A 25412-nucleotide genomic window follows, 5' to 3' on the forward strand; every position below is an offset into this window, starting at 1 on the left:
CCCGTTCCTCCCCCCAGGCAGGCCCCCACGGCCTGCGTTCCGCTCTTCGGCGGCACGGTCGAGTTGCGGTCCCCGGCGCATCAGTAGGCCCCCTGCCCGTGGATCACCGCGCGCAGCGTCTTCCAGAGGATCACGCTGTCCAGGGCGAGCGACCAGTCCTCCACGTACCGCAGGTCCAGCCGCACCGCCTCCTCCCACGACAGGTCGCTGCGCCCGCTGATCTGCCACAGACCGGTGAGGCCGGGCTTGACCAGCAGCCGCCGCCGGATGTCCGGGCCGTACGCGGCGGACTCCTCCGGCAGCGGCGGCCGCGGACCGACGAGCGACATCGATCCGGTGAGCACGTTGAGGAGCTGGGGGAGTTCGTCGAGCGAGTAGCGGCGCAGCACCGCCCCCACCCGGGTCACCCGCGGATCCCGGCGGAGCTTGAACAGCGGCCCGGCGCCCTCGTTGCGGTCGGCCAGCGCGTCGCGTGCCTTGTGCGCGCCGGTGACCATGGTGCGGAACTTGAGGATGGTGAACTCGCGGCCGTCCTTGCCGACCCTGCGCTGGCGGTAGAACGCCCCACCCCGGCTGTCCATCAGCACGACCAGTGCGACGAGGAGCATCAGGGGCGCGAGCAGCATCAGCAGAATCGTTGCGCCTATGCGGTCGACGACCTCCTTGACCGCCCGGCGGCCCCCGGTGAAGGTCGGCATGCTGACCCGCAGCAGCGGGATCCCGAGCACCGCGTCGACGTGCAGCCGAGGGCCGGCCACCTCCATCAGCACGGGGGCCACGACCATCTCGGCGTCGCTGCCTTCGAGGTTCCAGGCCAGCCGCTGCAGCCGGTGCGGTGACCAGTGCGGGTCCGGGGTGACCGCGACGACGCGGTAGCCGTCGCGGCGGACATGGCCCGCGACGTCCGTCAGTCCGCCGACGACCGGCACCCCGTCCAGATACTCACCGCCGAAGCCGAGGCCGTCCGTGATGCACACCGCGTCCACCCGCCAGCCCAGGTGCGGGAGCTTGCGTGTCCGGGCGATCAGATCGCGCACGGTGGCCGGGCTCCCGGCGGCGAGCACCGGTCTCAGACAGCGCCCCTCTTTGCGCTGTCTGTGCAGCGAGAGGCGCAGCAGATATCGCACGGTCATGGTGACCAGTGCGATCGCGGGAATCGCGACGAAGATCCAGAGTTTGATGTTGCGCGAGGTGAGAGCGATTCCGCCGAGTGCCAGTACGACGGTCGCCGTGAAAAGCGAGCGTCCGAGCCGGCGGAATTCCTCGGCACCCTGGCCGAGTACGGCGGGAGCCCATGCCCGGCTCACCGCGAGCGCACCCAGCACCAGGAGTTCGGTGCCGAATGCAAGAATTCCCCATTTCTCGTGCCAGTCGGCCGCGTCCCGGGCCCCGAAGAAATTGCCGATCGCCGCCACCACGATGGCCGTGGCCACGGTGTCGCTCATGATCACGGTGCGGCGGTACCGCTGCTCCCACTCGATCGTGATCCGGCTGATGGCCCCGCCCGCCAGACGCCCCCGCGCCGACGGAAACGGGCTGACCAATTCCCCTTGCCGCACAGAACCCCCCAAGGTTCCCAGTGGTTCGACGTGTTCGCCGCACACTGTTTCCTCGCCCCGGGAGACCCCCGCCCCCCGTACCGTCCCTCCCCTCGGGAGGCCCCCGCCCCCGCGTCGCGCTGTCTTTCCTCCGGGAGGCCCCCGCCTCCCGCACCTGACATCCCGGCCGTGCCGGTGCTACTCGGACCACTCACCCCGGCGGTGGTGGACGCATACGGCCTGCGGGCTTTCGAGGCGCGCGAAAACTCTCGAAATCCCGGGTGCTCCCCACACCCAAGGCCCAGTCCCGGCTCCGGGAATGATCACCCCCACGGCCGGCGGTGGGGTCACGAAAACATGCCTTCCCTAGCGCCGGACCTATAGATCATTAACGGTCGCCTCGTGTCCGAACAGCTGAAGCACGGTCAATCTAGACCATCGGGACCAGTCTTGAAGAGGGGAAGTGTGTAATTTGTATTCAAGCTTTGGGGCTGAAACGACCAACGATGGCCGCCTATGGGTGCCTTTACGCCATCGGGTGTTTCGGATGCCTCACCCGGCCCCCCCGACTCGGCTTCCGCGGCGCCCGGTTCGGGCTCTCATTTCCGCTGGTCACGGCGGGCGGCCGAGCCGTCCGGGTGTCCGGGCGGAACGGCGTGATCGATCAGCCCCGTGAGGCGCGCGACTTGATCGCGCCGGTGCTCCGAAGGCACCTGCTTCGCGCCCGGGTCGGCCTCGCTCCCCGCGGCGCCGGACCGAAACGACCGCCGTGACCGTCTCGGGCGCCACTCTGTTCGACCGGCGCACCGCACCGCCGAGATGTGCCGGCGGCGCCGTCGCTCAGCCCGCGCCGGGCGTCGCGCGCAGGTCCGGGGCTTCGGAGGAGGGGCGGGTAGGGGTCGCCGACGGCTCGGTGGGCCGGTCCGACCGTCCGACGGCCTCGGACGGGCCCGCCGACGGGCTCGCCGACGGCACGGTGGTCTCGGCGCCGGTCCTGGTGGGCCGGGTCGAGGGGGCCGGGGTCGGGCGCTGCTCGTCGGGCGGGGGAGTGCCGGGGGCACCGGAGTCCGACGGGGCGGGGGAGGGGCTGCCGGTCGCGGGGGGCGGGGCCAGGGGGACCGAGGGGGAGGCGGGGGCGTCGCTCCCGGCGAGGCGCACCGGCAGGACGACGAGCACGACGGCCGCGCAGGCGGCGGCGGCGCCTGCCGCGGCCCGGACCAGCCGGCGCCGGGCGGCGGCGCGGCGGACGGTCTCGAACTGGCCGGGGGGCGGTCCGAGGTGGACGGCGGGGGGACGCAGGACGACGGTGAGCGGGTCGTCGTCGGGCTCGGACCCCGGGCCCTCGTCAGGGCGTGTGGTCAAGGCTTCTCCTCAGATGGGCGCGGAGCAGTTCGCGGGCCGCGTGGAGGTCGGCCTTGACCGTTCCCTCCTTGCGTCCGGTCAGCACGGACACCTCCCGGATCGGCATGTCAGCGTAGTAGTGCAACAGGATCGGCACGCGCAGCCGTTCGGGCAGCGACTGCACGAGCAGCCGCACCGAGGGGTCGGACGCCTCGGCGTGGTCGGGCAGCGGACGCACCGAGGCCTCGGCGGTGGCCCGGCGCATCGCCCTGCGTTCGCGTTCCGTCTTGCGCCAGTGGTCCCGCACCAGGTTGGCAGCGGTGACATAGAGGAAACCGTGCGGCTCCGCGACGGACGTCCAGCGGGCCCACAGCCGTGTGAACGCCTCCGACGCGATCTCGTGGGCCGTCCCGTCGTCGTCGACGAGCCGACGGCACCAGCCGGCGAGGCGCGGATAGAGGGCGGCGAACAGTTCGGACGCGGCCTTCTCACGGGACCGTTTCAACGCTCTCCATGGTCGTGATGGTGCGGCGAGCGGCAGCGGGGACGGGCCGGCCGCGAGATCCGGGGGCGGGCCGGGGGTCACCGGGCCGGGGGGCTCAGCGTGGCGAAGACGATCACGTTGTCGCGGTACTCGTTCCCCGTGCGCGGACCCCCGCAGGTGACCAGGCGCAGTGCGGGACGGTCCACGTTCCCGTAGACCTCGTCCGCCGGGAAGGCGGACTTGGCGACCGTCGTCACGGCGTCGACGGTGAACTCCGGTGCCGTGCCGTTCTCCAGGCGCGCCTCGATCCGCTCGCCCCGCCGCAGCATCGCGAGCCGGCGGAACACCCCGTCGCCGTGACGGCCGACCGTGACATGGCCCAGGATCACCGACGGGCCGGTCTGTCCCGGGGTCGGTGAGTGCTCGTACCAGCCCGCCCGGTCGTGCGCCGTGATCGGCGGCACCTCCACCGTGCCGTCCGGGGCCAGCCCCAGCCGGATGAGAGGGGTGTCCACCCCGATGCCCGGTATCAGCAGCCGGACCGGGACCGAACGGCCGAAGGGGCGTACGGCGCCGGTGGCGGTGGCGGACGGGGAGGCCGGGGGTGACGAGGCCGCGTCGCCCGCGGGGGGCGCGGTCGTGGTGCGGTCGGTCCGCCGGTCGTCGCAGCCCACGAGCAGCGAGGCCGCCGCGGCGGCGGCGAAGGCGCGCCTGGAGAACAAGGTCACGCCCCGTTCGCCCGCCGGCGGCGCAGCAGCACGACGGCCGCGCCGCCGCCGACGAGTACGGCGGTGGCGCCCGCACCGGCCAGCACGCCCGCGCTGCCGGATCCCTCCGAGCCGGTCGCCGCCCCCGTGTCGGGCGCGCCGCTGGGAACGACGGAGACCTGGCTCGGCACCGGGCTCGCGTCACGGCGGTCCGGGGCCTTGGTGGGTTCGGTCGCCCGCGAAGGCTCCTCGGCCGGGGCGGAGGGGACCACGCTCGGGGCCGCGCTCGGTGCGGTGGATGCCTCGCGCGGAACGACGGTCGGGCTCGTGTCGTCGGCGAACGCGGACGGCGCGGTCGCCAGCACGGCGGTGAACACGAGTGCCGTGGCACTGAGGACGGTTCGGCGCATGGGTCGCTCTCTCTCGTCGGGCTCAACGGGCCGTGCCCGCCGCCGGGTTCGGCGGGGGCGGCGGCTTCGTGTGCCGCCCGGCCGGTCACCGGCACGCGGCGGCATCACATGTCGAGCGGAGAGACGAGACAGGGAGGAGACGCGTTGTAAAGAGATGGCAAAGCCGTGGGGGGAGGGGAGGGGCGGAGGAGGGAAGGGGGCGGAGGGGCGGAGGCGGGGAGGGTGCCCGCGCTCAGTACACGTCCCGGACGTACCGCTTCTCCGTCGCGAGCTGCTTCACGTACGCGGCGGCCTCGTCCTCGGTCATCCCGCCGTGGGTGACCGCGACGTCCCGCAGGGCCCGGTCCACGTCCTTCGCCATGCGGGACGCGTCGCCGCAGACGTAGAAGCGGGCGCCGTCCTGGAGCCAGTGCCACAGCTCGGGCCCGTGCTCGCGCAAACGGTCCTGGACATAGACCTTGGCCCGCTGGTCACGGGAGAAGGCGGTGTCCAGCCGGCTGAGCACACCCGACTCCTGGAGGTCCGCCAGCTCCTCCCGGTAGTAGAAGTCCGTCGCCCGGTGCTGCTCCCCGAAGAACAGCCAGTTGGGCGCCCGGTGTCCGAGGGCCCGCCGTTCCTGGAGGAAGCCGATGAAGGGGGCGACGCCGGTCCCCGGCCCGACCATGATCATGGGGGTCACCGGGTCGGCGGGCGGCCGGAAGTGCGGCGAGCGCTGCACGAAGACCGGCACGTCCAGATCCGCCTCGCCGTCCGCGAGGAAGGGCGAGCAGACCCCGCCCCGCGGGCGTCCGCGCAGGTTCTCGTACCGCACGACCGACACCGTCAGCGAGACGTGGTGCGGGTCGACGAGCGGGCTCGACGAGATCGAGTACAGCCGGGGCTGAAGCCGCTTGAAGACGCCGGCCCACTCCTCGGCGGAGGCCCGCACGGCGAACTCGGCCACCACGTCCACGGCCTGCCGGCCCCATGACCACTGGGCCAGCCCGTCCTTGTTGTCCGGGCGCATCAGCTTCTTCAACTCCCGGTTGTCCCGCGTCCGTTCGGAGACGAAGCGGAGCAGGTCCGGGGTGATCCGGGTGATGTCGAGATGCCGGTGCAGGGCCTCGGCGAAGGACACCTCGCCCACCCCGGCGGCCTCCACCGGAGCCGAGCCGTCCAGGCCGGTCACCGCCAGCCATTCCGCCACCAGACCGGCCGAGTTGACCGGCCGCACCCCGAGCGCGTCGCCCGCCTCGTACGACAGGCCCGTCCCGCTGGTGTCGAAGGTGAAGCGGCGCACCTCCTTGCCCGCCCCGGGCAGGCTGAGCAGCCGGTTGCCGACCAGCCGGGCGGTGGCGGTGGCGGGCTTGGCGGAACGGACGGGCGCGGGCGCGGGGGCGGGGGCGGCGAGCTGCGGGGCGACAGGAACACCGGCGGCCCCTGGCGTCGCTGTCCGAGTCCCGGGCGCACCCGCGTCCGTCTCCGTGGCCAGCGCGGTGATGACCTGGCCGAGCCAGGCGTCCGCCGACGGTTCGTAGTCCGGCTCGCAGTCCGTGCGAGGGGCCAGCCGCACCGCGCCCAGCTCGTCGAGCCGGGCGTCGAGGCGGCGCCCGTGCCCGCAGAAGTCGTCGTAGGAGGAGTCGCCGAAGGCCAGTACGGCGTAGCGCACCCCGTCCAGGCGGGGGGCCTCCCGGTGGGAGAGCGCGTCCCAGAACCCGGAGCCGTTGTCGGGCGCGTCGCCGTCCCCGAAGGTGCTGGTGATCAGCAACAGGTCGGCCCCGACCGGCAGTCGCTCCGGCTCGGCCTCGTCCATCCCGACCAGGGTGGCCCGGTGCCCGGCGGCTCCCAGATGCTCGGCGGCCGCCACCGCGAACTCCTCTGCCGTCCCGGTCTGTGAGGCCCACAGCACCACGACCTCACGCCCGGCGGTGCCGGTGCCGGTGCCGGTGGCGGGTGTGGGGCCCGGGTCCGCCGACCGCGAGTACATCCCGGCGAGCACCCCGTTCACCCACAGCGCGTGCTCGGGGCTGAACGGCGCGTCCACCGGCAGCACGGGCACCCCCCGCACCCCGGAGCCGAGCCCGGCGAGGAAGCCGGTGAGGTACTGGCGTTCCTGGGCGGAGAGCACGGGCGGGGGCGAGGGTTCGAGACCGAAGACATCGGCACCGGGGGTGATCGCCGCAGCCGTCACCGACGGCGGTGCGGTCACGGTCGCCGGAACGGCCACGGCAGCCGGGGCCACGGCACCCGGCGCGGTCACCGCAGCCGGAGCCCGTACCGGCGCGGCCACCTTCGCCAGCGACACCGCGCACACCTTCAACTCCGGCTGGAACGACAGCGGATCCACCGCGTCGCTCGTCACCGCGTTGATGCTCAGGTACTCCCCGAACAGGTCGTTCCAGTGGAACGGCGCGAACACGCAGCCGGGCATCACGCGGTCCGACACCACCGCCGGGAGCACGGCACGCCCCCGCCGCGAGGCGACCTCCACGGAGTCCCCGTCCCGCAGGCCCAGTTCGTCCGCGTCCTGCGGATGCACCTCCACGAACGGCCCGGGGTTCAGCTTGTTGAGCTTGGCGACCCTGCCCGTCTTCGTCAGTGTGTGCCACTGGTGCTGCAGCCGCCCGGTGTTGAGCACGAACGGATAGTCGTCGTCCGGCATCTCGGCGGCCGGCAGGTGCGGCCGGGCATGGAACACGGCCCGTCCGCCGGCGGTGGGGAAGAGGAGCTCCCCGTCCGCCCCGGCCCCGGCGTACCGGATCGGATTGCGCGCCGGTCCGTCCGCCGCCGCCGCGGGCCACTGCACGGAACCCGACCGCAGCCGCTCGTAGCTCACACCCCGCAGATCCCACCCGGTCTTCGGGTTCCACGCCCGCTTGATCTCTTCGAAGACCTGCTCGGCGGTGTCGTACGAGAACCCCTTCTCGAACCCCATCTCCCGTGCGACGGAGGCGATGATGCGCCAGTCGGCCATCGCCTCGCCCGGCGGGTCGGCGGCCGCGGCGGCGAGCGTGAGGTTGCGTTCGCTGTTGACGAGGACGCCCTCGGACTCCGTCCACAGGGCGCCGGGCAGGACGACATCGGCGTACGCGTTGGTCTCGGTGTCGGCGAAGACGTCCTGCGTGACGACGAACTCGGCGGCCTCCAGGCCCTCGATCACGGTCCTGCGGTTGGAGACGGAGGCGACCGGGTTGGTGCAGATGATCCAGCAGGCCCTGATCTCCCCGTCGGCCATCTTCCGGAACATCTCGACCGTGCCCTTGCCGACCCCGTCGGAGCGCAGGCTGTCGGGGGCCAGCCCCCACAGCTCCTCGACGAACGCCCGCTCCTCGTCCACCAGCACGGACCGCTGCCCCGGCAGTCCCGGGCCCATGTAGCCCATCTCGCGGCCGCCCATGGCGTTCGGCTGCCCGGTGAGCGAGAAGGGGCCGCTGCCCGGCCGGCAGATCGCGCCGGTCGCCAGATGCAGGTTGACGAGCGCGTTGGTGTTCCAGGTGCCGTGCGTGGACTGGTTGAGCCCCATGGTCCAGCAGCTCGTCCACTCGGTGGCCTCGCCGATGAGCCGGGCCGCCTCGCGGATGTCGTCCTCCGGGATGCCGGTGATCGCGGCGACGGCGTCCGGGGCGTAGTCGGCGAGGAAGCCGGGCATCGCCTGCCAGCCCTCGGTGTGGGCGGCGATGAAGTCGGGGTCGGTGTGCCCGTTCGCGTGCAGCAGATGGAGAAGTCCGTTGAGCAGGGCCAGATCGGTTCCCGGACGTATCCGCAGGAAGAGATCGGCCTTCTCGGCCGTCGCCGTGCGGCGCGGGTCGACGACGATCAGTTTCGCGCCCGCCTTGACCCGGTCCATCATCCGCAGGAACAGGATCGGGTGGCAGTCCGCCATGTTCGAGCCGATGACGAGGAAGACGTCCGCCCTGTCGAGATCCTCGTACGAGCCGGGCGGCCCGTCGGCGCCCAGGGACAGCTTGTAACCCGTGCCCGCGCTCGCCATGCACAGCCGGGAGTTGGACTCGATCTGGTTGGTGCGGATGAAGCCCTTGGCCAGCTTGTTCGCCAGGTACTGGGCTTCGAGGCTCATCTGGCCGGAGACGTAGAACGCGAACGCGTCGGGCCCGTGCTCGTCGATGATCGCGCGCAGCCGCCGGGCGGTCTCGGCGATCGCGTCGGAGACGGGCGCGGGGACCGGCTCGTCGCCCCGGTCGTCCCGTACGAGGGCGGTGGTGAGGCGGCCGGGCGCGGCCAGCATGTCGGCCGTGGTGGCGCCCTTGGTGCACAGGCGGCCGAAGTTCGCCGGGTGCGACTTGTCGCCCGTCGCCCTCAGGACCGTCCGCCGGCCGTCGGGACCCATCCCGACGTCCAGGAGCATGCCGCAGCCGACACCGCAGTACGAGCACACGGTCCGCACCTGGGTCGTGGTGCTCTGCGGGCCCTGTGCGGCCACGGGCGGCCCCTCTCTGTCGGCGTCCGGGGTGTCCGGTCGGTCGTCCGAACCGGTCCGCCGGCGCTGTCCGGTACGGCGGACCGGTTGCTTCTCTGGTACGGCGGAGGGTCGGCTTCCGCTCAGCTCCGGGGTGTCGCCCGGCAGGTCCGATCGTACGAATTGCCCGTTACGCCTGTGTCACATGACCTGATCATGAGGCGTTACGCCTGCCACACAGGACCGCGCAAGGGGCTGTGAGGGCGGGTTCCGGCCGTTGTCCCGGAAGCAGGGGTCGCGGTCCGTGTCGTTGTTGGGCCGAACGGGTGACCATGCGTAAGAATTGGCTGATGCAGTCATTCAGTGCGAGCCAGGGGGAAGGCCGGTGAACAGGGTGAACAGCCACGATGTCACCGACGAGCAGTGGGAGGGGCTCGCCCAGGTCGTGCCGTTGCGAGGCCGGGACGCCTGGCCGTCCGCGGTCGGCCACCGGACCATACCGGAAGCCGAGACGGAGGCCCGCCGCCGCTTCGTGGTGCTGCGCGTCAACGTCTTCGCCGACGCCCGTGACGTGGCGGAAACGCTGATGGCGGGCATTCCGGTGCTGCTGGATCTCTCCGGCGCGGAGACCGACACCGCCAAGCGCGTACTGGATTTCAGTACGGGGGTGGTTTTCGGCCTCGCCAGCGGAATGCACCGCGTGGACAGAAACGTGTTCCTTCTCACCCCGCGCGGCACCGAGGTGCGCGGGCTGATGGAGGGGGCGGGGGTTCCGGGCGTCTGAGGCGGGGCGGTTGGGCTTGAGCGCGCCGGGGGTGGGCGGCGGGTCCGGCGCCTGTGGCCGGGGCGCGCGGCTCCTGGGGCGCAGGCGGGCGGGGCGCGCGACGGGGGACGTCACGGGCCGCGCCGGGCCGCTCCGGTGCGATGGGGGCGCGGACGAGAGCCCGGTGCGGTTTGAGACCTCGATTCCTGGGGCGAGACCCGGGCGCGGCGTTGAGGCACGCGTGCGGCGCCAGGCACCGGGGCGACCGATGTGACGCACCGCGCCGGGGCTGCGCAGCGGCGCCCGCCGTAGAGCGCGCTCGACCTGGGCCGGGGCCCTCGCTCTCCGGCGATCGCGGCCCCTTCGAGACTCTCGTCGTCGGTCTTCGGCACTCCCACGCCCCGGTCCGGGGCACGTGAGGCCGGTCTTCGAGATTCCGGCGCTCTCCGACGGTCGTTCGGCCGCCCGTTCTCCGGGTGCGGGGCGCGGCGCCCGGGGGCGGGGTCCGCCGCTCGCGATGTCGGCGGGGCGCTTGCGCCGGGGCGGGGCGCCCCTCGGCCCGTCGAGGGCGCTCCCTCGATCGTAGGAAGATCCACTCGGCGGAACGGTTCGCCTGGCGAACAGGCTCCTACTGTCCGCATATGACCGTGTCATCCCTGTCGTCGATGCCGCCCGGCGCGGACGCCGGACCACGTCCGGAACGGCCGAGGGTCATCGAGTTGCGGCTCTCCGCCTTCGCCGGACACCGGGGCGCCTTCCTGCCGCTGGGCCCCCTGACCCTGCTCGCGGGCCGCAGCGGCAGCGGCAAGACCACCGCGCTCCGGGCGTACGAGGCGCTGGCGAGACTCGGCGGTGGTGCCCACCTCGACGAGGCGTTCCCCGACCCGCGCGGCTGCGTCCCCGAACGGGCCCGCCCCGACGCCCAGCGGCGACGCGGCTTCCGCATCGGCTGCACGACCGACGGCCCCGAAGGCCCCGTACACCTCGACATCGCCGTACAGGCCGAGCCCGAACTCCGCATCGTGGGGGAGCGGTTGACGTCCGGCGGCCTCACTCTGCTGCAGACGGCACTCGTCGACCCGAGCCGCCCCGTCGTCCAGGCCTCCTGGCACACGGCCGGCACCTCCCCGGTCACCCGCGGCCCGCTCCCCGACGACCGCCTCGGCACCGCACTGCTCCCGCTGCGGGTCGCCGGGAAGACGGACGGCCAGCGCCAGGTCCTCGCCGCCGCCGAGCAGACGGTCGTCGCGCTCCGCTCCGTCTACGCCTGCGATCCGCGCCCCGGCCGGATGCGCGCCGCCGTACCGCTCGGCTCCGGCCGGCTGCTGCGGGGCTGCGACAACCTCGCCGACGTGCTGTGGCGTACGCGCACGGAGTGCGGCCGACGGCACGCGCTGCTCGTCGGGGCCGTGCGCGACGGCTGCGCGGGCCCCGTCCTCGACCTGCTGGCCGAGCCGCTGCGCGACGGCGCGGTACGGGCGGTGCTGGACCGGGGCGACGGCGTGCGGACGGCCCTGGGCCTGCTCGGCGACGGGGAGCTGAGGTATCTGGCGCTCGCCCTCGTGCTGTTCACCGGACCCGGTGTCCTGGAGGTCGACCCGGTCGCGGAGGTGCCCGCGGCGCTGCAGACGCTCACGGTCCTGGCCGACGGCCTCGACCGGTCCCTCGACCCGCGACAGGCCCTGGAGCTGGTGCGGCTGGCGGCCCGGATGTGCGAACGCGGCCACATCCGGCTGGCCGGCGCGGTGAGCGACGCCTCCTGGGCCGCCGGGCTGACGGGAGTGACGGTGGTAGACCTGAACCGTGAGAGATTCTGAACCCGCCCGGGAGTCCGCGCGAGAACTCGACGTGGCGACCCTGCAACGACGGCTCGCCGATTTCGCCGCCGCCCGCGACTGGCGGCGCCACCACACGCCCAAGAACCTGGTCTCCGCGCTGAGCGTGGAGGCGTCCGAACTCGTCGAGATCTTCCAGTGGCTGACACCGGAGGAGTCCGCGCGCGTGATGGCGGACCCCGGGACCGCCCACCGCGTCACGGACGAAGTGGCGGACGTGCTCGCCTACTTGCTCCAGCTCTGCGAGGTGCTGGGCATCGATCCGCTGGCGGCCCTGGACGCGAAGATCGACCGCAACGAGCGGAGATTCCCGGCACCGGGGCGGCCCTGACGACGCTCGGCCGCGCCCGACCGTGCCGGACGGCACCCCTCTCTCCCCATTGTCACTCTCCGGAGTCAAAAAGTTCTCCACAGCCGACTTGTTATCCACAGATTTCAGACTTCCTCTGGCTTTCCGTCTCAGCGTCACTCACTGTGGGTAATGAACAGGCAGGAGTTCAGGCGGACGTGCGAGAGCGCGTCGGGACAGTCGGGGGCAGCGCATGGATGCGGTGCGGCTCATCATGGCGAGCAGGCGTGCACTGGCGGGCAGCGCCGAGGGGCCGCAGCTCATGGCGGAGGCGTGGCAGTCCTATGCCCTCGCCCAGGCGATCGGCAGCCGGCTCGCGGTCTCGGGACCTCCCGAACTGCGCGGCGAGGCCCTCGGGTTGACCGAACTGGCCGGCAGCGGCTGCGGCATACTCGGCGCACCCGCGCTCGGTGTGGGCGACTTACGCGCCGCCCAGCTCACGGAGTTGGGCGACGCCCATGATTCGCTCGTGCGGCTCGGCGTCCTCCTCGGCGAGGTCGGCATCGCTCTCGTCGGCCTGGCCAGCGGCGCCGGCGACGAGGCGACGTACTGGCAGTGCATGGAGGCGATCGACGCGGCGGACGAGGCCCGGGACCGCGTCCTGGAGATGCTGCGACGCCTGGCGGTGCGGGACCAGGTCCTGTCGGAGCGGGACGCGGCCGCCGGATGACCGCGCGACGCGTCCCGACAGGGCGAACGCCCGGCCGCCCGGGGGCGGCGAGGGATCAGACGGCGCCGCTGTCCTCCGCGGCGGCGGCCCGCGGCGCCGACAGATCCGCGTCGAGCTGGGACAGGTCCGCGTTCAGGGCAGCCATCAGCTCCTCCATCTGCTGGAGCAGACCCTTCGGTTGCGCAGGCACGGCAGCCTGCTCCGGCACGGCTTCCTGGGACATGTGACGGCCTCCTCGGCCCTCGCCCCCGAGGGGGCACGTGTGCGTACGTCCCGGCAGCGGCCGCCGGCGACGGGTGCCGGGCGGTCCGGCTCCTCCCGAGCAACGACCACCGTTCCCGCCGGTCACTGGAGCGTGCCCGCCCCACGTGCCGGAGCGGCGCATTTTCACCCGACCGTGGCCCCACGGCACCGGCGGGACCGGTGCCGTCGACCGGGGCCCGAGCATGCAGGATGGAGGTATGGATCTTCGCATCTTCACCGAGCCCCAGCAGGGGGCCACCTACGACACCCTCCTCACCGTCGCCAAGGCCACCGAGGACCTGGGCTTCGACGCCTTCTTCCGCTCCGACCACTACCTCAGCATGGGCTCGTCGGACGGCCTGCCCGGCCCCACCGACGCCTGGGTCACGCTGGCCGGACTCGCCCGCGAGACCAAGCGCATCCGCCTCGGCACCCTGATGACCGCCGGTACCTTCCGGCTGCCCGGCGTGCTCGCCATCCAGGTCGCCCAGATCGACCAGATGTCCGGCGGCCGTGTCGAACTCGGCCTGGGCGCTGGCTGGTTCGAGGAGGAGCACAAGGCTTACGGCATCCCCTTCCCCAAGGAGAAGTTCGGCCGCCTGGAGGAGCAGCTGGCCATCGTCACCGGCCTGTGGGCCACGGAGATCGGCAAGACGTTCTCCTACGAGGGCACCCATTACCAGCTGACCGACTCGCCCGCGCTGCCCAAGCCCGCGCAGGCCAAGGTGCCGGTGCTCATCGGCGGCCACGGCGCGAGCCGTACCCCGCGGCTCGCCGCGCGCTACGCCGACGAGTTCAACATGCCGTTCGGCTCGATCGAGGACAGCGAGCGCCAGTTCGGCCGGGTCCGCGCGGCCGCCGAGGAGGCCGGCCGCAAGGGCGACGACCTCGTGTACTCCAACGCCCTGGTCGTCTGCGTGGGCAAGGACGACGCGGAGGTCGCCCGCCGCGCCGCCGCGATCGGCCGCGAGGTCGACGAGCTGAAGGCCAACGGCCTCGCCGGCTCCCCGGCCGAGGTCGTCGACAAGATCGCCCGGTACCAGGCCATCGGCTCCCAGCGCCTCTACCTCCAGATCCTCGACCTCGACGACCTGGACCACCTGGAGCTGATCTCCGGCCAGGTGCTCTCCCAGCTGTCGTAGCGCGAACGAAGGCCCGCCCTCCCGGGAACGGGCGCGCCCTCCCCGCAAACGCGCCCCGCCCCAGGACGCGCTCCCGTCCCCTCTCCGAGCGCGGGAGCGCGTCGGCACGCGGCCGGAAGGAGGCGGTGGAGGGGGCGGAAAATGCCTGAGTGCGGCCCGGACCGGCCTGTACGTTGGAGGCGCGCGCCGAAACGAGACGATGCGCAGGTATCCGCAGTTCAGACGCCTACTCCTCGACCAGGGCATCCGCCCCGGACAACTCATCACGAGGCCACCCCACCGTGTTCCTGACGATCAGTACCACCGGTACCCCAGAGCGCCCCGCGACCGATCTCGGCTTCCTGCTGCACAAGCATCCCGACCGGACGCAGGCGTTCTCCACCTCCTACGGCAAGGCACACGTCCTCTACCCCGAGGCGGACGCCGAGCGGTGCACGGCCGCGCTGCTGCTGGAGGTGGACGCGGTGGCGCTGGTCCGGCGCGGCAAGGGCAAGGGCCGCGGCGGGGCACCGGACGCGGCTCTCGCGCAGTACGTCAACGACCGCCCGTACGCGGCCTCCTCCCTCCTCGCCGTGGCGCTGAACGACGTCTTCTCCAGCGCCGTGCGCGGCCAGTGCAAGGCCCGGCCCGAACTTCCGGAGCAGACACGCCCGTTGCGCGTCGAGATACCCGCGCTGCCCGCGCGCGGCGGCCCGGACCTCGTCGTCGCCCTGTTCGCACCGCTCGGCTGGACCGTCACCGCCGAGCCGGTGGCGCTTGACTCCGCGTTCCCGGAGTGGGGCGCCTCCCGCTACGTTCGGCTGGTCCTGGAGTCGGAGTCGCTGACCCTGGCCGAGGCACTGCGCCACCTGTACGTCCTGCTGCCGGTCCTCGACGACACCAAGCACTACTGGGTCTCCTCGGACGAGGTCGACAAGCTGCTGCGCGCGGGCGAGGGCTGGCTCCCCGCCCACCCGGAGCACAAGCTGATCACCAGCCGCTATCTCTCCCGCCGCTGGTCGCTGACGCGGCAGGCCATGGAGCGCCTGGAGCTCGTACGGCTCGCGGAGGCCGACGACAGCGAGGTCGAGGCGATCGACAACGCCGTCGCCGAGACCGCGGACGGCGAGGCCGAGGGCGAGGAGAAGCCGACACCGCTCGCGGTGCAGCGGCGGGACGCGATCCTCGCCGCGCTCCAGGAGTCCGGCGCGGCGCGGGTCCTCGACCTGGGCTGCGGTCAGGGCCAGTTGCTGCAGGCGCTGCTCAAGGACGTCCGCTACACCGAGATCGTCGGTACGGACGTGTCCATGCGCGCGCTCACCATCGCCTCGCGCCGCCTGAAGCTCGACCGCATGGGCGAGCGCCAGGCCGCCCGCGTACAGCTCTTCCAGAGTTCCCTCGCCTACACCGACAAGCGGCTCAAGGGGTACGACGCGGCCGTGCTCAGTGAGGTCATCGAGCACCTCGACCTGCCCCGGCTGCCCGCCCTGGAGTACTCCGTCTTCGGTGCGGCCCGGCCGAGGACCGTCCTCGTGACCACCCCGAACGTCGAGTACAACGTCCGTTGGGAGAGCCTGCCCGCCGGCCATGTCCGGCACGGCGACCACCGCTTCGAGTGGACGCGGGAGGAGTTCCGGACCTGGGCGACGACCGTGGCCGAACGGCACGGCTACGAGGCCGCGTTCGTGCCCGTGGGACCGCACGACCCGGAGGTGGGACCGCCCACCCAGATGGCCGTGTTCACGCGGCGCGACCCGAAGGACAGCAACGAGAAGGAGGCGAAGGCGGCATGAGCGAGAACACCACCCAGCAGACCACCCGGGGGCGCGTCCTGCCCGTCACCGACCTCTCCCTCGTGGTGCTGGTCGGCGCGTCCGGCTCGGGCAAGTCGACCTTCGCCCGGCGGCACTTCAAGCCCACCGAGATCATCTCGTCCGACTTCTGCCGCGGCCTCGTCTCCGACGACGAGAACGACCAGAGCGCGACGAAGGACGCCTTCGACGTCCTGCACTACATCGCGGGCAAGCGCCTCGCGGCGGGCCGCCGCACGGTCGTCGACGCCACCAGCGTGCAGCAGGAGTCCCGCAAGCAGCTGATCGAGCTGGCGCGCAGGCACGACGTCCTGCCGATCGCCATCGTGCTCGACGTGCCGGAGGAGGTGTGCGCCGAGCGCAACGCGGCCCGCACCGACCGCGCCGACATGCCGCGCCGCGTGATCCAGCGCCACACCCGCGAACTCCGCCGCTCCCTGCGGCACCTGGAGCGCGAGGGCTTCCGCAAGGTGCACGTCCTGCGCGGGGTCGAGGACGTCGACAACGCCACCGTCGTCACCGAGAAGCGCTTCAACGACCTCACCCACCTCACCGGCCCGTTCGACATCGTCGGCGACATCCACGGCTGCGCGAGCGAACTGGAGGCGCTGCTCGGCAAACTGGGCTACGTCGACGGCGTGCACCCGGAAGGCCGTACGGCCGTCTTCGTCGGCGACCTCGTCGACCGGGGCCCGGACAGCCCGGGCGTGCTGCGCCGGGTGATGTCCATGGTCGGCTCGGGCAACGCCCTGTGCGTCCCCGGCAACCACGAGAACAAGTACGGCCGTTTCCTCAAGGGCCGCAACGTCCAGCACACCCACGGCCTCGCCGAGACCATCGAGCAGATGGAGGGCGAGAGCGAGGAGTTCAGGAAGCAGGTCCGGGAGTTCATCGACGGGCTCGTCAGCCACTACGTCCTCGACGGCGGCCGGCTGGTCGTCTGCCACGCCGGTCTGCCGGAGAAGTACCACGGCCGGACCTCCGGCCGGGTACGCAGCCACGCGCTGTACGGCGACACCACCGGCGAGACCGACGAGTTCGGACTGCCGGTGCGCTACCCGTGGGCGGAGGACTACCGGGGCCGCGCCGCGGTGGTCTACGGCCACACCCCGGTGCCCACCGCCACCTGGCTGAACAACACCATCTGCCTCGACACGGGCGCCGTCTTCGGCGGCAGACTCACCGCCCTGCGCTGGCCGGAGCGCGAACTCGTCGACGTACCCGCCGAGCGGGTCTGGTACGAGCCGGCGAGGCCGCTGGCCACCGAGGCCCCCGGCGGGCACGAGGGCCGGCCGCTGGACCTGGCGGACGTGCACGGCCGCCGGGTCGTCGAGACCCGGCACGCGGGCCGGGTGTCGGTCCGCGAGGAGAACGCCGCCGCCGCGCTGGAGGTCATGAGCCGCTTCGCGATCGACCCGCGCCTGCTGCCGTACCTGCCGCCCACCATGGCTCCCACGGCCACCTCGCACATCGACGGCTACCTGGAGCACCCGGCGGAGGCGTTCGCGCAGTACGGGGAGGACGGGGTCGCGCGGGTCGTGTGCGAGGAGAAGCACATGGGCTCGCGGGCCGTCGTCCTGGTCTGCCGCGACGCGGACGCGGCCCGCGAGCGCTTCGGCGTGGACGGCCCCACCGGGTCCCTCTACACCCGTACCGGACGCCCGTTCTTCGACGACGAGGCCCGCACCGAGCTGGTCCTCGGCCGGTTGCGCGAAGCGATGAGGGCGGCCGGGCTCTGGGAGGAGCTGGCCACCGACTGGGTGCTGCTGGACGCCGAGCTGATGCCCTGGTCGCTGAAGGCGTCCGGGCTGCTGCGCACCCAGTACGCGGCCGTCGGGGCCGCCTCCGGCGCGGTCTTCCCGGGCGCGCTGGCCGCCCTGGAGGGCGCGGCGGCCCGCGGGGTGGACGTGGGCGAGCTGCTGGACAAGCAGCGCGAGCGGGCCGCCGACGCGGCCGCGTTCACCGACGCCTACCGCCGTTACTGCTGGCCCACCGAGGGCCTCGACGGTGTCCGGCTCGCCCCCTTCCAGATCCTCGCCGTCCAGGGCCGCAGCCTCGCCGCCCTGCCGCACGACGAACAGCTGGCCCTCATCGACCGGCTCGTGGAGTTCGACGTCAGCGGTCTGCTGCAGACCACCCGGCGCCTCTTCGTCGACACCGGCGACGAGGCCTCGGTGCGGGCCGGGATCGACTGGTGGCTGGAGATGACCGGCCGCGGCGGCGAGGGCATGGTCGTCAAACCGGTCGAGGCCGTGGTGCGCGACGGCCGGGGAAGGCTGGTCCAGCCGGGCATCAAGTGCCGGGGCCGGGAGTATCTGCGGATCATCTACGGACCGGAGTACACCCGCCCCGAGAACCTCGCCCGGCTGCGCGGCCGGTTCCTCAACCACAAGCGGTCGCTCGCCCTGCGCGAGTACGCCCTCGGCCTGGAGGCCCTGGACCGACTCGCCGAGGGCGAGCCGCTGTGGCGGGTGCACGAGGCGGTGTTCGGGGTACTCGCCCTGGAGTCGGAGCCGGTCGACCCCCGTCTGTGATAACCCGCGTCCGAGGCCCACGGGCCTCGGACGCGGGTTCGCCAGGGCCCCGGTGCGTGCCGGACGGAACCCCCGTCCGGCACGGACGGACCCATGCCCGGGAGGCGACAATGCGGCTGATAATGTCGCAGTCAGGCGTGGCCGTGCACTGCGTTCGAATGGTTCCGGCGGTTCCGGCAGTGCTCGGGGGAAAGTGATCGCGGCCAGTCGCAGGCGATCGCTGTCACCCGAGTCGGTCCCATCGGTCCCATTCGAAGGTATGTGGGGTTTCCCATGCGTCGCAGCATCACGCGGTCCGTGTCGCGGTCCGGGCGAGAGCGATCGGCACTCGACGCCGCGTACGAGGAGTGCCGCAGGCTGGTCCGCTCGACCCGGCCCACCGAGTACGCCCTGATGCAGCTGATGCCCCCGGCCGTACGCCCTGCCTGCTGGGCCCTGTACGCCGCCCTCGCCGCCGCCGACGACCTGGTCGACTCCACCGAGGGCACCCCGCCCGAGCGCGCCCGGCGGCTCCAGGACTGGCGGGCCGCGCTGGAGGCCGACCTGTCCCGCGGCACCAGCGACGACCCGGTCCGGCGCGCGCTGACCGACGCGGTCTGGCACTGGGGGCTCGACCTCGGCGATCTGCTGGGCTCCCTGGACGCGGTCGGCCGGGACGAGAGCCGCGAGGGCGTCGCGACCTGGCAGGAGTGGCGGGAACGGGCGCACGCCCAGAACGTCAGCTGGCCCGAGCAGTTGATGCGAATGCTGGTCCGGTCCGGGCTGCCCGTGCCCGTGCGCCTGCGGGACCTCCCGGGCTTCACCCGCTTCGTGGACGGCCTGTTCCTCACCGACATGCTCCGCGACCTCCCCGAGGACCTCGACGCCGGGCAGGTGTGGTTCCCCGCCGAGGTGCTCGACCGTTTCCAGGTCACACCGGCCGAGCTGCTGTCCCGCGAGTGGACCCCGGGCGTCCGGCGCCTGGTCGCGCACCTCGCCGGCCAGGCCCGGGAGTGGCTGGAGAACTCCCGCCGGGCGTTGCGGAACACGCTGCCGCTGGGCCCCGCCATCGTGCTCGACAGCGCCGTCGAACTGTTCGGGGCGGAGCTGGACGCCATCGTCCGCGCCGGATCGGCGGTCCTGCACCGGCCGGTTCGTGTGCCCCGGCACATCGAATGGCGCATCCTCGGCCCGGCGCGGGCGCGGGCCGCCGTGGTGTGGCGGCTGACGCTGCCGCCCGGCGACTCCCCGGCGAGGCCGGCGGCCGGGGCCCGCGCGGGTGGGACGTCATCCGCCGACGGTGCCCCGGACGGGCCGTCGCCCGCCCTGGCCGACGGCCCCGAACGGCTCACCACGCGGATCGCCGAACCGCCCCTGCCGCCGCGCCCGCACCGCGACGGGGCCCGTCCCCCGGCCATAGCCGAGGCCCATCTTCCGCAGCACGTGGCGATCGTCATGGACGGCAACGGCCGCTGGGCGACCGGGCTCGGACTGCCCCGCGACGAGGGTCACCGCGCCGGAGCGGTCGCCCTGCGGGACGTCGTCCAGGGCGCACTGGAGATCGGCCTCGCCCATCTGACGGTCTACGCCTTCTCCACCGAGAACTGGAAGCGGTCGCCCGACGAGGTCTCCAAACTCTTCGCGATCATGCGCGCCGAGCTCCTCGACGGCGAACTGCTCGACCACGACGTACGCCTGCGCTGGGTGGGTTCCCCCGACGGCCTCCCGGAGGACGTGGTGGAGGTGCTGCGGGCCCAGGAGCACGCCACCCGCAACCGCACAGGCCTCACCTTCAACGTCTGCGTCAACTACGGCGGCCGGGCCGAACTGGCCCGCGCCGGCGCGGCGTTGGCCCGCGCAGCGGTGGCGGGCGAGGTCGACCCCGCCCGGGTCTCCGAGCAGCTCTTCGCCGCGCATCTGCCGCATCACGAGCTGCCCGACGTGGACCTCCTGTGGCGCACCAGCGGCGAGATCCGCACCTCCAACTTCCTTCCCTGGCACGCCCACTACGCCGAACTCCACTTCACCGACGAGCCCTGGCCCGAGGTGGACCGCCGCGACCTGTGGGATGCGGTGGTCGCCTACACCCACCGCAAGCGCCGCAAGGGCGCCGCGTCGGTGCAGGCGCCTGTGGAGGGGGCCGAGTAGCGGCTCGGGGGACGGGACGGGCAGGGCGGCGGGAGGCGACCGACCGCGTCAGCCCACCAACCGCAACCGCACCCCCGCCACCCCCACCCGCACCGTCTGCCCCCACGTCAGCTCCAGCGCATCCCCCTCCATCCCGTCCCCGAAGACGATGAGCCGGTCCGACTCGACGGTGAGACACAGCCGGGCGGCCGCCGCCAACTGCCCCGCCACCAGCGACGTCCCGGTGGCCGGCGAGGGCCACGCCTCGCGCACGAACCACAGCAGCCGGTCCTCGCCGGGCCCGGGCAACGCCAGCTCGCTCGCCCGTTCCTGCCACACGGACCGGATCCATCCGCTCGCCCCGGTCCCCGTCCCGACGAGCACGCCGGACGATGCCTGGGGTTCGACGGCACCCCTGTCGCCGTCGAACCCCAGGCGGTACCGGGCGGTCTGGTGGCCCGCCGCGCCGAGGTAGATCTCGTTGAGCGCCACCAGCCGCTGCGTGTCGTCGGCGACGGCCTCCACCATCGTCAACTCGTCCGAGCCCAGGCCGTGCTGGGAGGAGAGGAGCAGCTTCCCCGCCTGATCGGGCCGGTGGCGCACCAGCACCCCCGGATTGCGCCGGGGATCGGGGTTGATCCCCACCACCGGCTGGCCCGCGAGGTACTTGGCGACATTGGCCACCAGCCCGTCCTGCCCGACGACGACCACCACGTCCTCGGGGGCGAAAAGGAACCGGTCCAGATCACCCCGCTCGACCCGCGCCTGACGCCAGGTCAGCGGCACCGAGGCCGTGACCTCCGCCAGCGCCCCGCGCTCGCGCCGGTGCCGCTCGGCGACGTCCTCGATGTCCCGCCCCCGGGACCGCAGGAAGAAGGCGGCCTGCCCGTGCGTTCCGTGCCGGGCCACCAACTCCTCGTACTCGGTGGTGCGATGGACCAGCACCACCCGCGGGGCGAGACTCACGCGGTGTCCCCCGCGCCGCCCAGCCGGGAGAGGAGTCCGGTCAGGACGTCGGGCGACACCGTGACGCTGTCGATGCGCGGCAGGTTCTCCGCGAGGCGCGTCGCGGTCAGCGCGTTCAGGGTCGCCGCGTCCACCTCGGCGTGCACCCGCAGCCAGGCCGCCTGCGCCTCGGCCCGCGCCTCACCCACGGTCCGCGCGGCCCGTGCCTCCGCCTCGGACAGCCTGACCTGCCGCTCCGCCTCGGCCTCGGCCAGCTTCACGCTCCGTGTGGCCTCCGCCTCCGCGAGCTTCACCGTCCGCTCGGCCTCCGCCTCGGTCAGCCGTACCGTCCGGGCCGCCTCCGCGCCCGCCTTCACCGCGTCGGCCGAGGCCCTCTCCTCCGCCTCCCGCCGTGCGTTGGTGCCCCGCTGCTCGACCAACTGCTCCTCGCGCCGGGCGAGTTCGATCTGGCTGGCCAGCTCGTTCTCCGCGATGGCCCGCTCCCGCTCGACGGCCACCGCCCGCCGCTCGTACGTCGCCCGGTCCGCCTCCTGCTGGATCTGCTCCCGCGCGGGCGTGCGCAGGGCCCGCTCCACCTCGGGCTCGGGCCGCAGCGCCACGACGCGTACGGCCACGATCTCGATCCCGGTGGCCGGCAGCCGGGGCTCGGCCGCCAGGCCGCTCGCCACCCGCTCACGGACCGCCGCGACGCCGTCGACCAGGGCCGACGCCAGCGTCGTACGGGCCAGGACGTCCAGCGCGTGCTGCTGGGCCGTCTCCGTCAGCAGGGTCGACAGTTGTTCCAGGGGAGCGCCGCGCCAGACGCCCGTGTCGGGGTCGATGGAGAAGTCGAGGCGGACGGCGGCGGTCGCCGGGTCGCTCACCCGGTACGTCACCGTCGCCTGCACCGCCACGTCCTGGAAGTCGGACGTACGGGCGTGAAAGGTCATCGCCAGCTCCCGGTCGTCCACCGGTATCTCGGAGAGCGCGGCGCTCAGCGACCGGTACCAGAAGCTCAGCCCCGGGCCGTCGTGCACGAGCCGTCCGGAGCGGTGGTGACGGATGTGCGCGGTGGGCGCGCCGCGCAGATGCCGCCAGCCGAGCCGTCTGGTGATGTCGGCCATGGAAGATCCCCCTCGCCACGATGACTGATCGACACCGCTTAGTGTCACTCAGACGATAATGGGGCGGCCTCTTATCGTCAAGGGGACGAGATGGAAGGGTTCCGATTCGGCCGACCGGCGGGTGAACACGCGCCCGAATGGTCAGGATGAGGACATGGGATTCCATGTCGACTCCGAGGCCGGGCGGCTGCGCCGCGTCATCCTGCACCGGCCGGATCTTGAGCTCAAAAGGCTCACCCCCAGCAACAAGGACGCGCTGCTCTTCGACGACGTGCTCTGGGTGCGCCGGGCGCGCGCCGAGCACGACGGGTTCGCCGACGTGCTGCGTGACCGAGGTGTCGCCGTCCACCTCTTCGGTGACCTCCTCACCGACGTCATGCGCATCCCGCAGGCCCGGGAGCTGGTCCTCGACCGGGTCTTCGACGAGAAGGAGTACGGCCCGCTCGCCACGGACCACCTCAGGGCGGCCTTCGAGTCGCTGCCGCTGACGGAGCTGGTCGAGGCGCTGATCGGCGGCATGACCAAGCGCGAGTTCCTCGACGCGCACATGGAGCCGGCCTCCGTCCGCTTCCATGTCATGGAACTGGACGAGTTCCTCCTCGACCCCCTGCCCAACCACCTCTTCACCCGCGACACCTCCGCCTGGATCTACGACGGGGTCTCCATCAACGCCATGCGCTGGCCGGCCCGCCAGCGCGAGACCGTCCACTTCGAGGCGATCTACCGGCACCATCCCCTCTTCCGGGACGAGACGTTCCATGTCTGGTCGGAGGGCCAGGCCGACTATCCGTCCACCATCGAGGGCGGTGACGTCCTCGTCATCGGCAACGGGGCCGTTCTCATCGGCATGAGCGAGCGCACCACCCCTCAGGCCGTCGAGATGCTCGCGCACAAGCTGTTCGCCGCCGGTTCCGCGCAGACCATCGTGGCCCTCGACATGCCGAAACGCCGGGCCTTCATGCACCTCGACACCGTCATGACCATGGTCGACGGCGACACCTTCACCCAGTACGCCGGGCTCGGCATGCTCCGCTCCTACACCATCGAACCCGGCGTCGGCGAGAAGGAGCTCAAGGTCACCGACCATCCGCCGGAGCACATGCACCGCGCGATCGCCGCCGCCCTCGGCCTCGACGCCATCCGGGTCCTGACCGCCACGCAGGACGTCCACGCGGCCGAACGCGAGCAGTGGGACGACGGCTGCAACGTCCTCGCCGTCGAGCCCGGCGTCGTCGTCGCGTACGAACGCAACGCCACCACCAACACGCATCTGCGCAGGCAGGGCATCGAGGTGATCGAGATTCCGGGGAGCGAGCTGGGGCGGGGGAGGGGTGGGCCGCGCTGCATGAGCTGTCCGGTGGAGAGGTCCGCCGTATAGAAATGTGGAACATCGTATAGACTTCCAGTCTTCCTTGTCCCGTCGACCCAGGAGCGCCCCATGGCGACCGTTCCCCACGCCCTCGCCGGGCGCCACTTCCTCAAGGAGCTGGACTTCACCGCCGAGGAGTTCCGCGGGCTGATCGGGCTGGCCGTGGAGCTGAAGGCGGCCAAGAAGGCCGGGACGGAGACCCCGTACCTGCGGGGCCGGAACATCGCGCTCGTCTTCGAGAAGACCTCGACGCGCACCCGCTGCGCGTTCGAGGTCGCCGCGGCCGACCAGGGGGCCCGGACGGTCTACCTCGACCCCTCCGGCTCGCAGATGGGCCACAAGGAGTCCGTGAAGGACACCGCACGGGTTCTCGGCCGGATGTTCGACGCGATCGAGTACCGGGGGAACAGCCAGGCGAACGTCGAGGAGCTGGCCGCCCACGCAGGCGTCCCCGTCTACAACGGGCTCACCGACGACTGGCACCCCACCCAGATGCTGGCCGACGTGATGACCATGACCGAGCACTGCGACAAGCCGCTCGACGAGACGGCCTTCGCCTACCTCGGCGACGCCCGCTTCAACATGGGCAACTCGTACCTGGTCACCGGGGCCCTGCTCGGCATGGACGTGCGGATCGTCGCCCCGCAGACCTACTGGCCGGCCGAGGAGATCATCACCCACGCGCGCAAGCTCGCGGAGATCAGCGGTGCGCGCATCACGCTCACCGAGCACATCCACGAGGGGGTCGAGGGCGCCGACTTCGTCGCCACCGACGTCTGGGTCTCCATGGGCGAGCCCAAGGAGGTCTGGGACGAGCGCATCGAGGCGCTGTCCCCGTACGCCGTGACCATGGACGTCCTGCGGGCCACCGGCAACGAGAACGTCAAGTTCCTGCACTGCCTGCCGGCCTTCCACGACCTCGGCACGAAGGTGGGGCGCGAGATCCACGAGCTGCACGGGCTCGACTCGTTGGAGGTGACGGACGAGGTGTTCGAGTCGTCGCACTCGGTGGTCTTCGACGAGTCGGAGAACCGGCTGCACACGATCAAGGCGGTCCTGGTGGCGACGCTGGGCTGAGCGCGTGTGCGGCCCCCGCGCCCGCTACGGGTGGCGGCGCTGGGGCGGCACCGTCGGCAGCCTGAACCACACGGCCTTGCCGGAGTCCGTCGGGCGGTGACCGCAGGCGGAGCTGAGGGCGCGGATGAGGAGGAGGCCGCGACCGTGCTCCTGCCAGGGGTCGGGGTCGAGGTGCCCCGGAGCGGTGAGATCGCCCGGGGGCGCCGGGTCGGGGTCGTGGACCTCCACCTTGCAGCCCGTCGGCACCAGCTCGACGACCAGCTCTATGGGGCCCTCCCCGGCCGCGTGCTCGATCGCGTTCGCGACCAGCTCCGCCGTGAGCAGCTCCGCCGTGTCGCAGTCCGCCCCGTGCTCCAGCTCGGTCAGCGCCGTACGCACCAGCGCGCGGGCCACGGGCACGGCCGCGGCGGTGTGCGGCAGCGCGATGCGCCAGGAGGCGGGGGCGGAGGGTTCTTGCAAGGCGGCGGGTCCGTTCATGGAGCAGGTCATGGCTCGTCCTGCTTTCAACGTGATGAATGGTACGGCGCGTACCGGCAGAGCCGCTCGGCGGGCGCCGCGGGGGACCTTCGGCCCCGTTGCCGCCGGTCTA

At 72.6% G+C, this 25412-nt stretch carries 20 protein-coding genes; 10 read left to right on the top strand and 10 right to left on the bottom strand.

Annotated elements, in window-relative coordinates:
- Nucleotides 1-80: 80 nt before the first annotated feature.
- From ACZ6BB_RS00740 to ACZ6BB_RS00765, 6 genes are all read right to left on the bottom strand, one after another.
- Nucleotides 81-1559, bottom strand: coding sequence for a sugar transferase (locus ACZ6BB_RS00740; RefSeq protein WP_471613170.1), 1479 nt, complete (start codon nt 1557-1559; stop codon nt 81-83).
- 819 nt (nt 1560-2378) lie between these two features.
- A complete protein-coding gene (locus ACZ6BB_RS00745) occupies nt 2379-2900 on the bottom strand; it encodes a hypothetical protein (protein ID WP_471613171.1) in 522 nt (173 codons plus the stop codon).
- A complete protein-coding gene (locus tag ACZ6BB_RS00750) occupies nt 2884-3384 on the bottom strand; it encodes an RNA polymerase sigma factor (protein ID WP_383885909.1) in 501 nt (166 codons plus the stop codon). Before ACZ6BB_RS00750 ends, ACZ6BB_RS00745 begins: the two co-directional genes overlap by 17 nt.
- A 77-nt stretch (nt 3385-3461) precedes the next feature.
- Nucleotides 3462-4091 (bottom strand): class F sortase, encoded by a 630-nt coding sequence (locus tag ACZ6BB_RS00755; protein ID WP_471613172.1) that lies wholly within the window; start codon nt 4089-4091, stop codon nt 3462-3464.
- Nucleotides 4088-4480, bottom strand: a complete 393-nt coding sequence (locus tag ACZ6BB_RS00760; RefSeq protein WP_471613173.1) for a sortase-dependent protein — start codon at nt 4478-4480, stop codon at nt 4088-4090. Before ACZ6BB_RS00760 ends, ACZ6BB_RS00755 begins: the two co-directional genes overlap by 4 nt.
- A gap of 232 nt (nt 4481-4712) precedes the next feature.
- Nucleotides 4713-8900 (bottom strand): molybdopterin-dependent oxidoreductase, encoded by a 4188-nt coding sequence (locus ACZ6BB_RS00765; RefSeq protein ID WP_471613174.1) that lies wholly within the window; start codon nt 8898-8900, stop codon nt 4713-4715.
- A gap of 370 nt (nt 8901-9270) precedes the next feature.
- On the opposite strand from ACZ6BB_RS00765, the gene ACZ6BB_RS00770 reads away from it, so the two are divergent.
- The 4 genes from ACZ6BB_RS00770 (at nt 9271) to ACZ6BB_RS00785 (ending at nt 12493) form a co-directional block, all read left to right on the top strand.
- Nucleotides 9271-9660 (top strand): cell division protein SepF, encoded by a 390-nt coding sequence (locus ACZ6BB_RS00770; protein WP_037701140.1) that lies wholly within the window; start codon nt 9271-9273, stop codon nt 9658-9660.
- 620 nt (nt 9661-10280) lie between these two features.
- Nucleotides 10281-11456 carry an AAA family ATPase gene (locus ACZ6BB_RS00775; RefSeq protein ID WP_471613175.1) on the top strand — a complete coding sequence of 392 codons (1176 nt, stop codon included), beginning with the start codon at nt 10281-10283 and terminating at the stop codon, nt 11454-11456.
- Nucleotides 11443-11805 (top strand): nucleotide pyrophosphohydrolase, encoded by a 363-nt coding sequence (locus tag ACZ6BB_RS00780; protein WP_471613176.1) that lies wholly within the window; start codon nt 11443-11445, stop codon nt 11803-11805. The genes ACZ6BB_RS00775 and ACZ6BB_RS00780 overlap by 14 nt, the downstream gene beginning before the upstream one ends.
- A 211-nt stretch (nt 11806-12016) precedes the next feature.
- Nucleotides 12017-12493, top strand: coding sequence for a DUF6099 family protein (locus ACZ6BB_RS00785; protein WP_471613177.1), 477 nt, complete (start codon nt 12017-12019; stop codon nt 12491-12493).
- A 55-nt stretch (nt 12494-12548) separates the two neighbouring features.
- Here ACZ6BB_RS00785 and ACZ6BB_RS00790 read toward each other — a convergent pair whose 3' ends face one another.
- The gene (locus ACZ6BB_RS00790) at nt 12549-12716 is read right to left on the bottom strand and encodes a hypothetical protein (protein WP_471613178.1); all 168 of its coding nucleotides are present in this window, start codon (nt 12714-12716) and stop codon (nt 12549-12551) included.
- Nucleotides 12717-12954: 238 nt separating this feature from the next.
- On the opposite strand from ACZ6BB_RS00790, the gene ACZ6BB_RS00795 reads away from it, so the two are divergent.
- The 4 genes from ACZ6BB_RS00795 (at nt 12955) to uppS (ending at nt 20329) form a co-directional block, all read left to right on the top strand.
- On the top strand, nt 12955-13878 hold the full coding sequence (locus ACZ6BB_RS00795; RefSeq protein ID WP_471613179.1) for an LLM class F420-dependent oxidoreductase: 924 nt from the start codon (nt 12955-12957) through the stop codon (nt 13876-13878).
- A gap of 281 nt (nt 13879-14159) precedes the next feature.
- Nucleotides 14160-15650 (top strand): 3' terminal RNA ribose 2'-O-methyltransferase Hen1, encoded by a 1491-nt coding sequence (locus ACZ6BB_RS00800; protein WP_471613180.1) that lies wholly within the window; start codon nt 14160-14162, stop codon nt 15648-15650.
- Nucleotides 15647-18202, top strand: a complete 2556-nt coding sequence (locus tag ACZ6BB_RS00805; RefSeq protein ID WP_471613181.1) for a polynucleotide kinase-phosphatase — start codon at nt 15647-15649, stop codon at nt 18200-18202. The genes ACZ6BB_RS00800 and ACZ6BB_RS00805 overlap by 4 nt, the downstream gene beginning before the upstream one ends.
- Before the next feature lie 273 nt (nt 18203-18475).
- Nucleotides 18476-20329: a polyprenyl diphosphate synthase gene (gene uppS / locus ACZ6BB_RS00810; protein ID WP_471613182.1), complete on the top strand. Its 1854-nt coding sequence runs from the start codon at nt 18476-18478 to the stop codon at nt 20327-20329.
- A gap of 48 nt (nt 20330-20377) precedes the next feature.
- Here the strand turns inward: uppS and ACZ6BB_RS00815 are convergent, their stop codons facing one another.
- Both ACZ6BB_RS00815 and ACZ6BB_RS00820 read right to left on the bottom strand, forming a co-directional pair.
- Nucleotides 20378-21274 carry a hypothetical protein gene (locus ACZ6BB_RS00815; RefSeq protein WP_471613183.1) on the bottom strand — a complete coding sequence of 299 codons (897 nt, stop codon included), beginning with the start codon at nt 21272-21274 and terminating at the stop codon, nt 20378-20380.
- Complete coding sequence (locus tag ACZ6BB_RS00820) at nt 21271-22377, bottom strand: SPFH domain-containing protein (protein WP_471613184.1); 1107 nt, start codon at nt 22375-22377, stop codon at nt 21271-21273. Before ACZ6BB_RS00820 ends, ACZ6BB_RS00815 begins: the two co-directional genes overlap by 4 nt.
- A gap of 154 nt (nt 22378-22531) precedes the next feature.
- On the opposite strand from ACZ6BB_RS00820, the gene ACZ6BB_RS00825 reads away from it, so the two are divergent.
- Both ACZ6BB_RS00825 and argF read left to right on the top strand, forming a co-directional pair.
- Complete coding sequence (locus ACZ6BB_RS00825; RefSeq protein WP_471613185.1) at nt 22532-23755, top strand: arginine deiminase; 1224 nt, start codon at nt 22532-22534, stop codon at nt 23753-23755.
- A gap of 60 nt (nt 23756-23815) precedes the next feature.
- Nucleotides 23816-24823, top strand: a complete 1008-nt coding sequence (argF, locus tag ACZ6BB_RS00830; protein WP_471613186.1) for an ornithine carbamoyltransferase — start codon at nt 23816-23818, stop codon at nt 24821-24823.
- Between the two features lie 24 nt (nt 24824-24847).
- On the opposite strand, the gene ACZ6BB_RS00835 is transcribed toward argF, so the two are convergent.
- Entirely contained in the window at nt 24848-25312 is a 465-nt protein-coding gene (locus tag ACZ6BB_RS00835; protein ID WP_471613187.1) for an ATP-binding protein, read from the bottom strand.
- Nucleotides 25313-25412 lie beyond the last annotated feature (100 nt).

Source organism: Streptomyces sp. NPDC041108 (assembly GCF_055592645.1).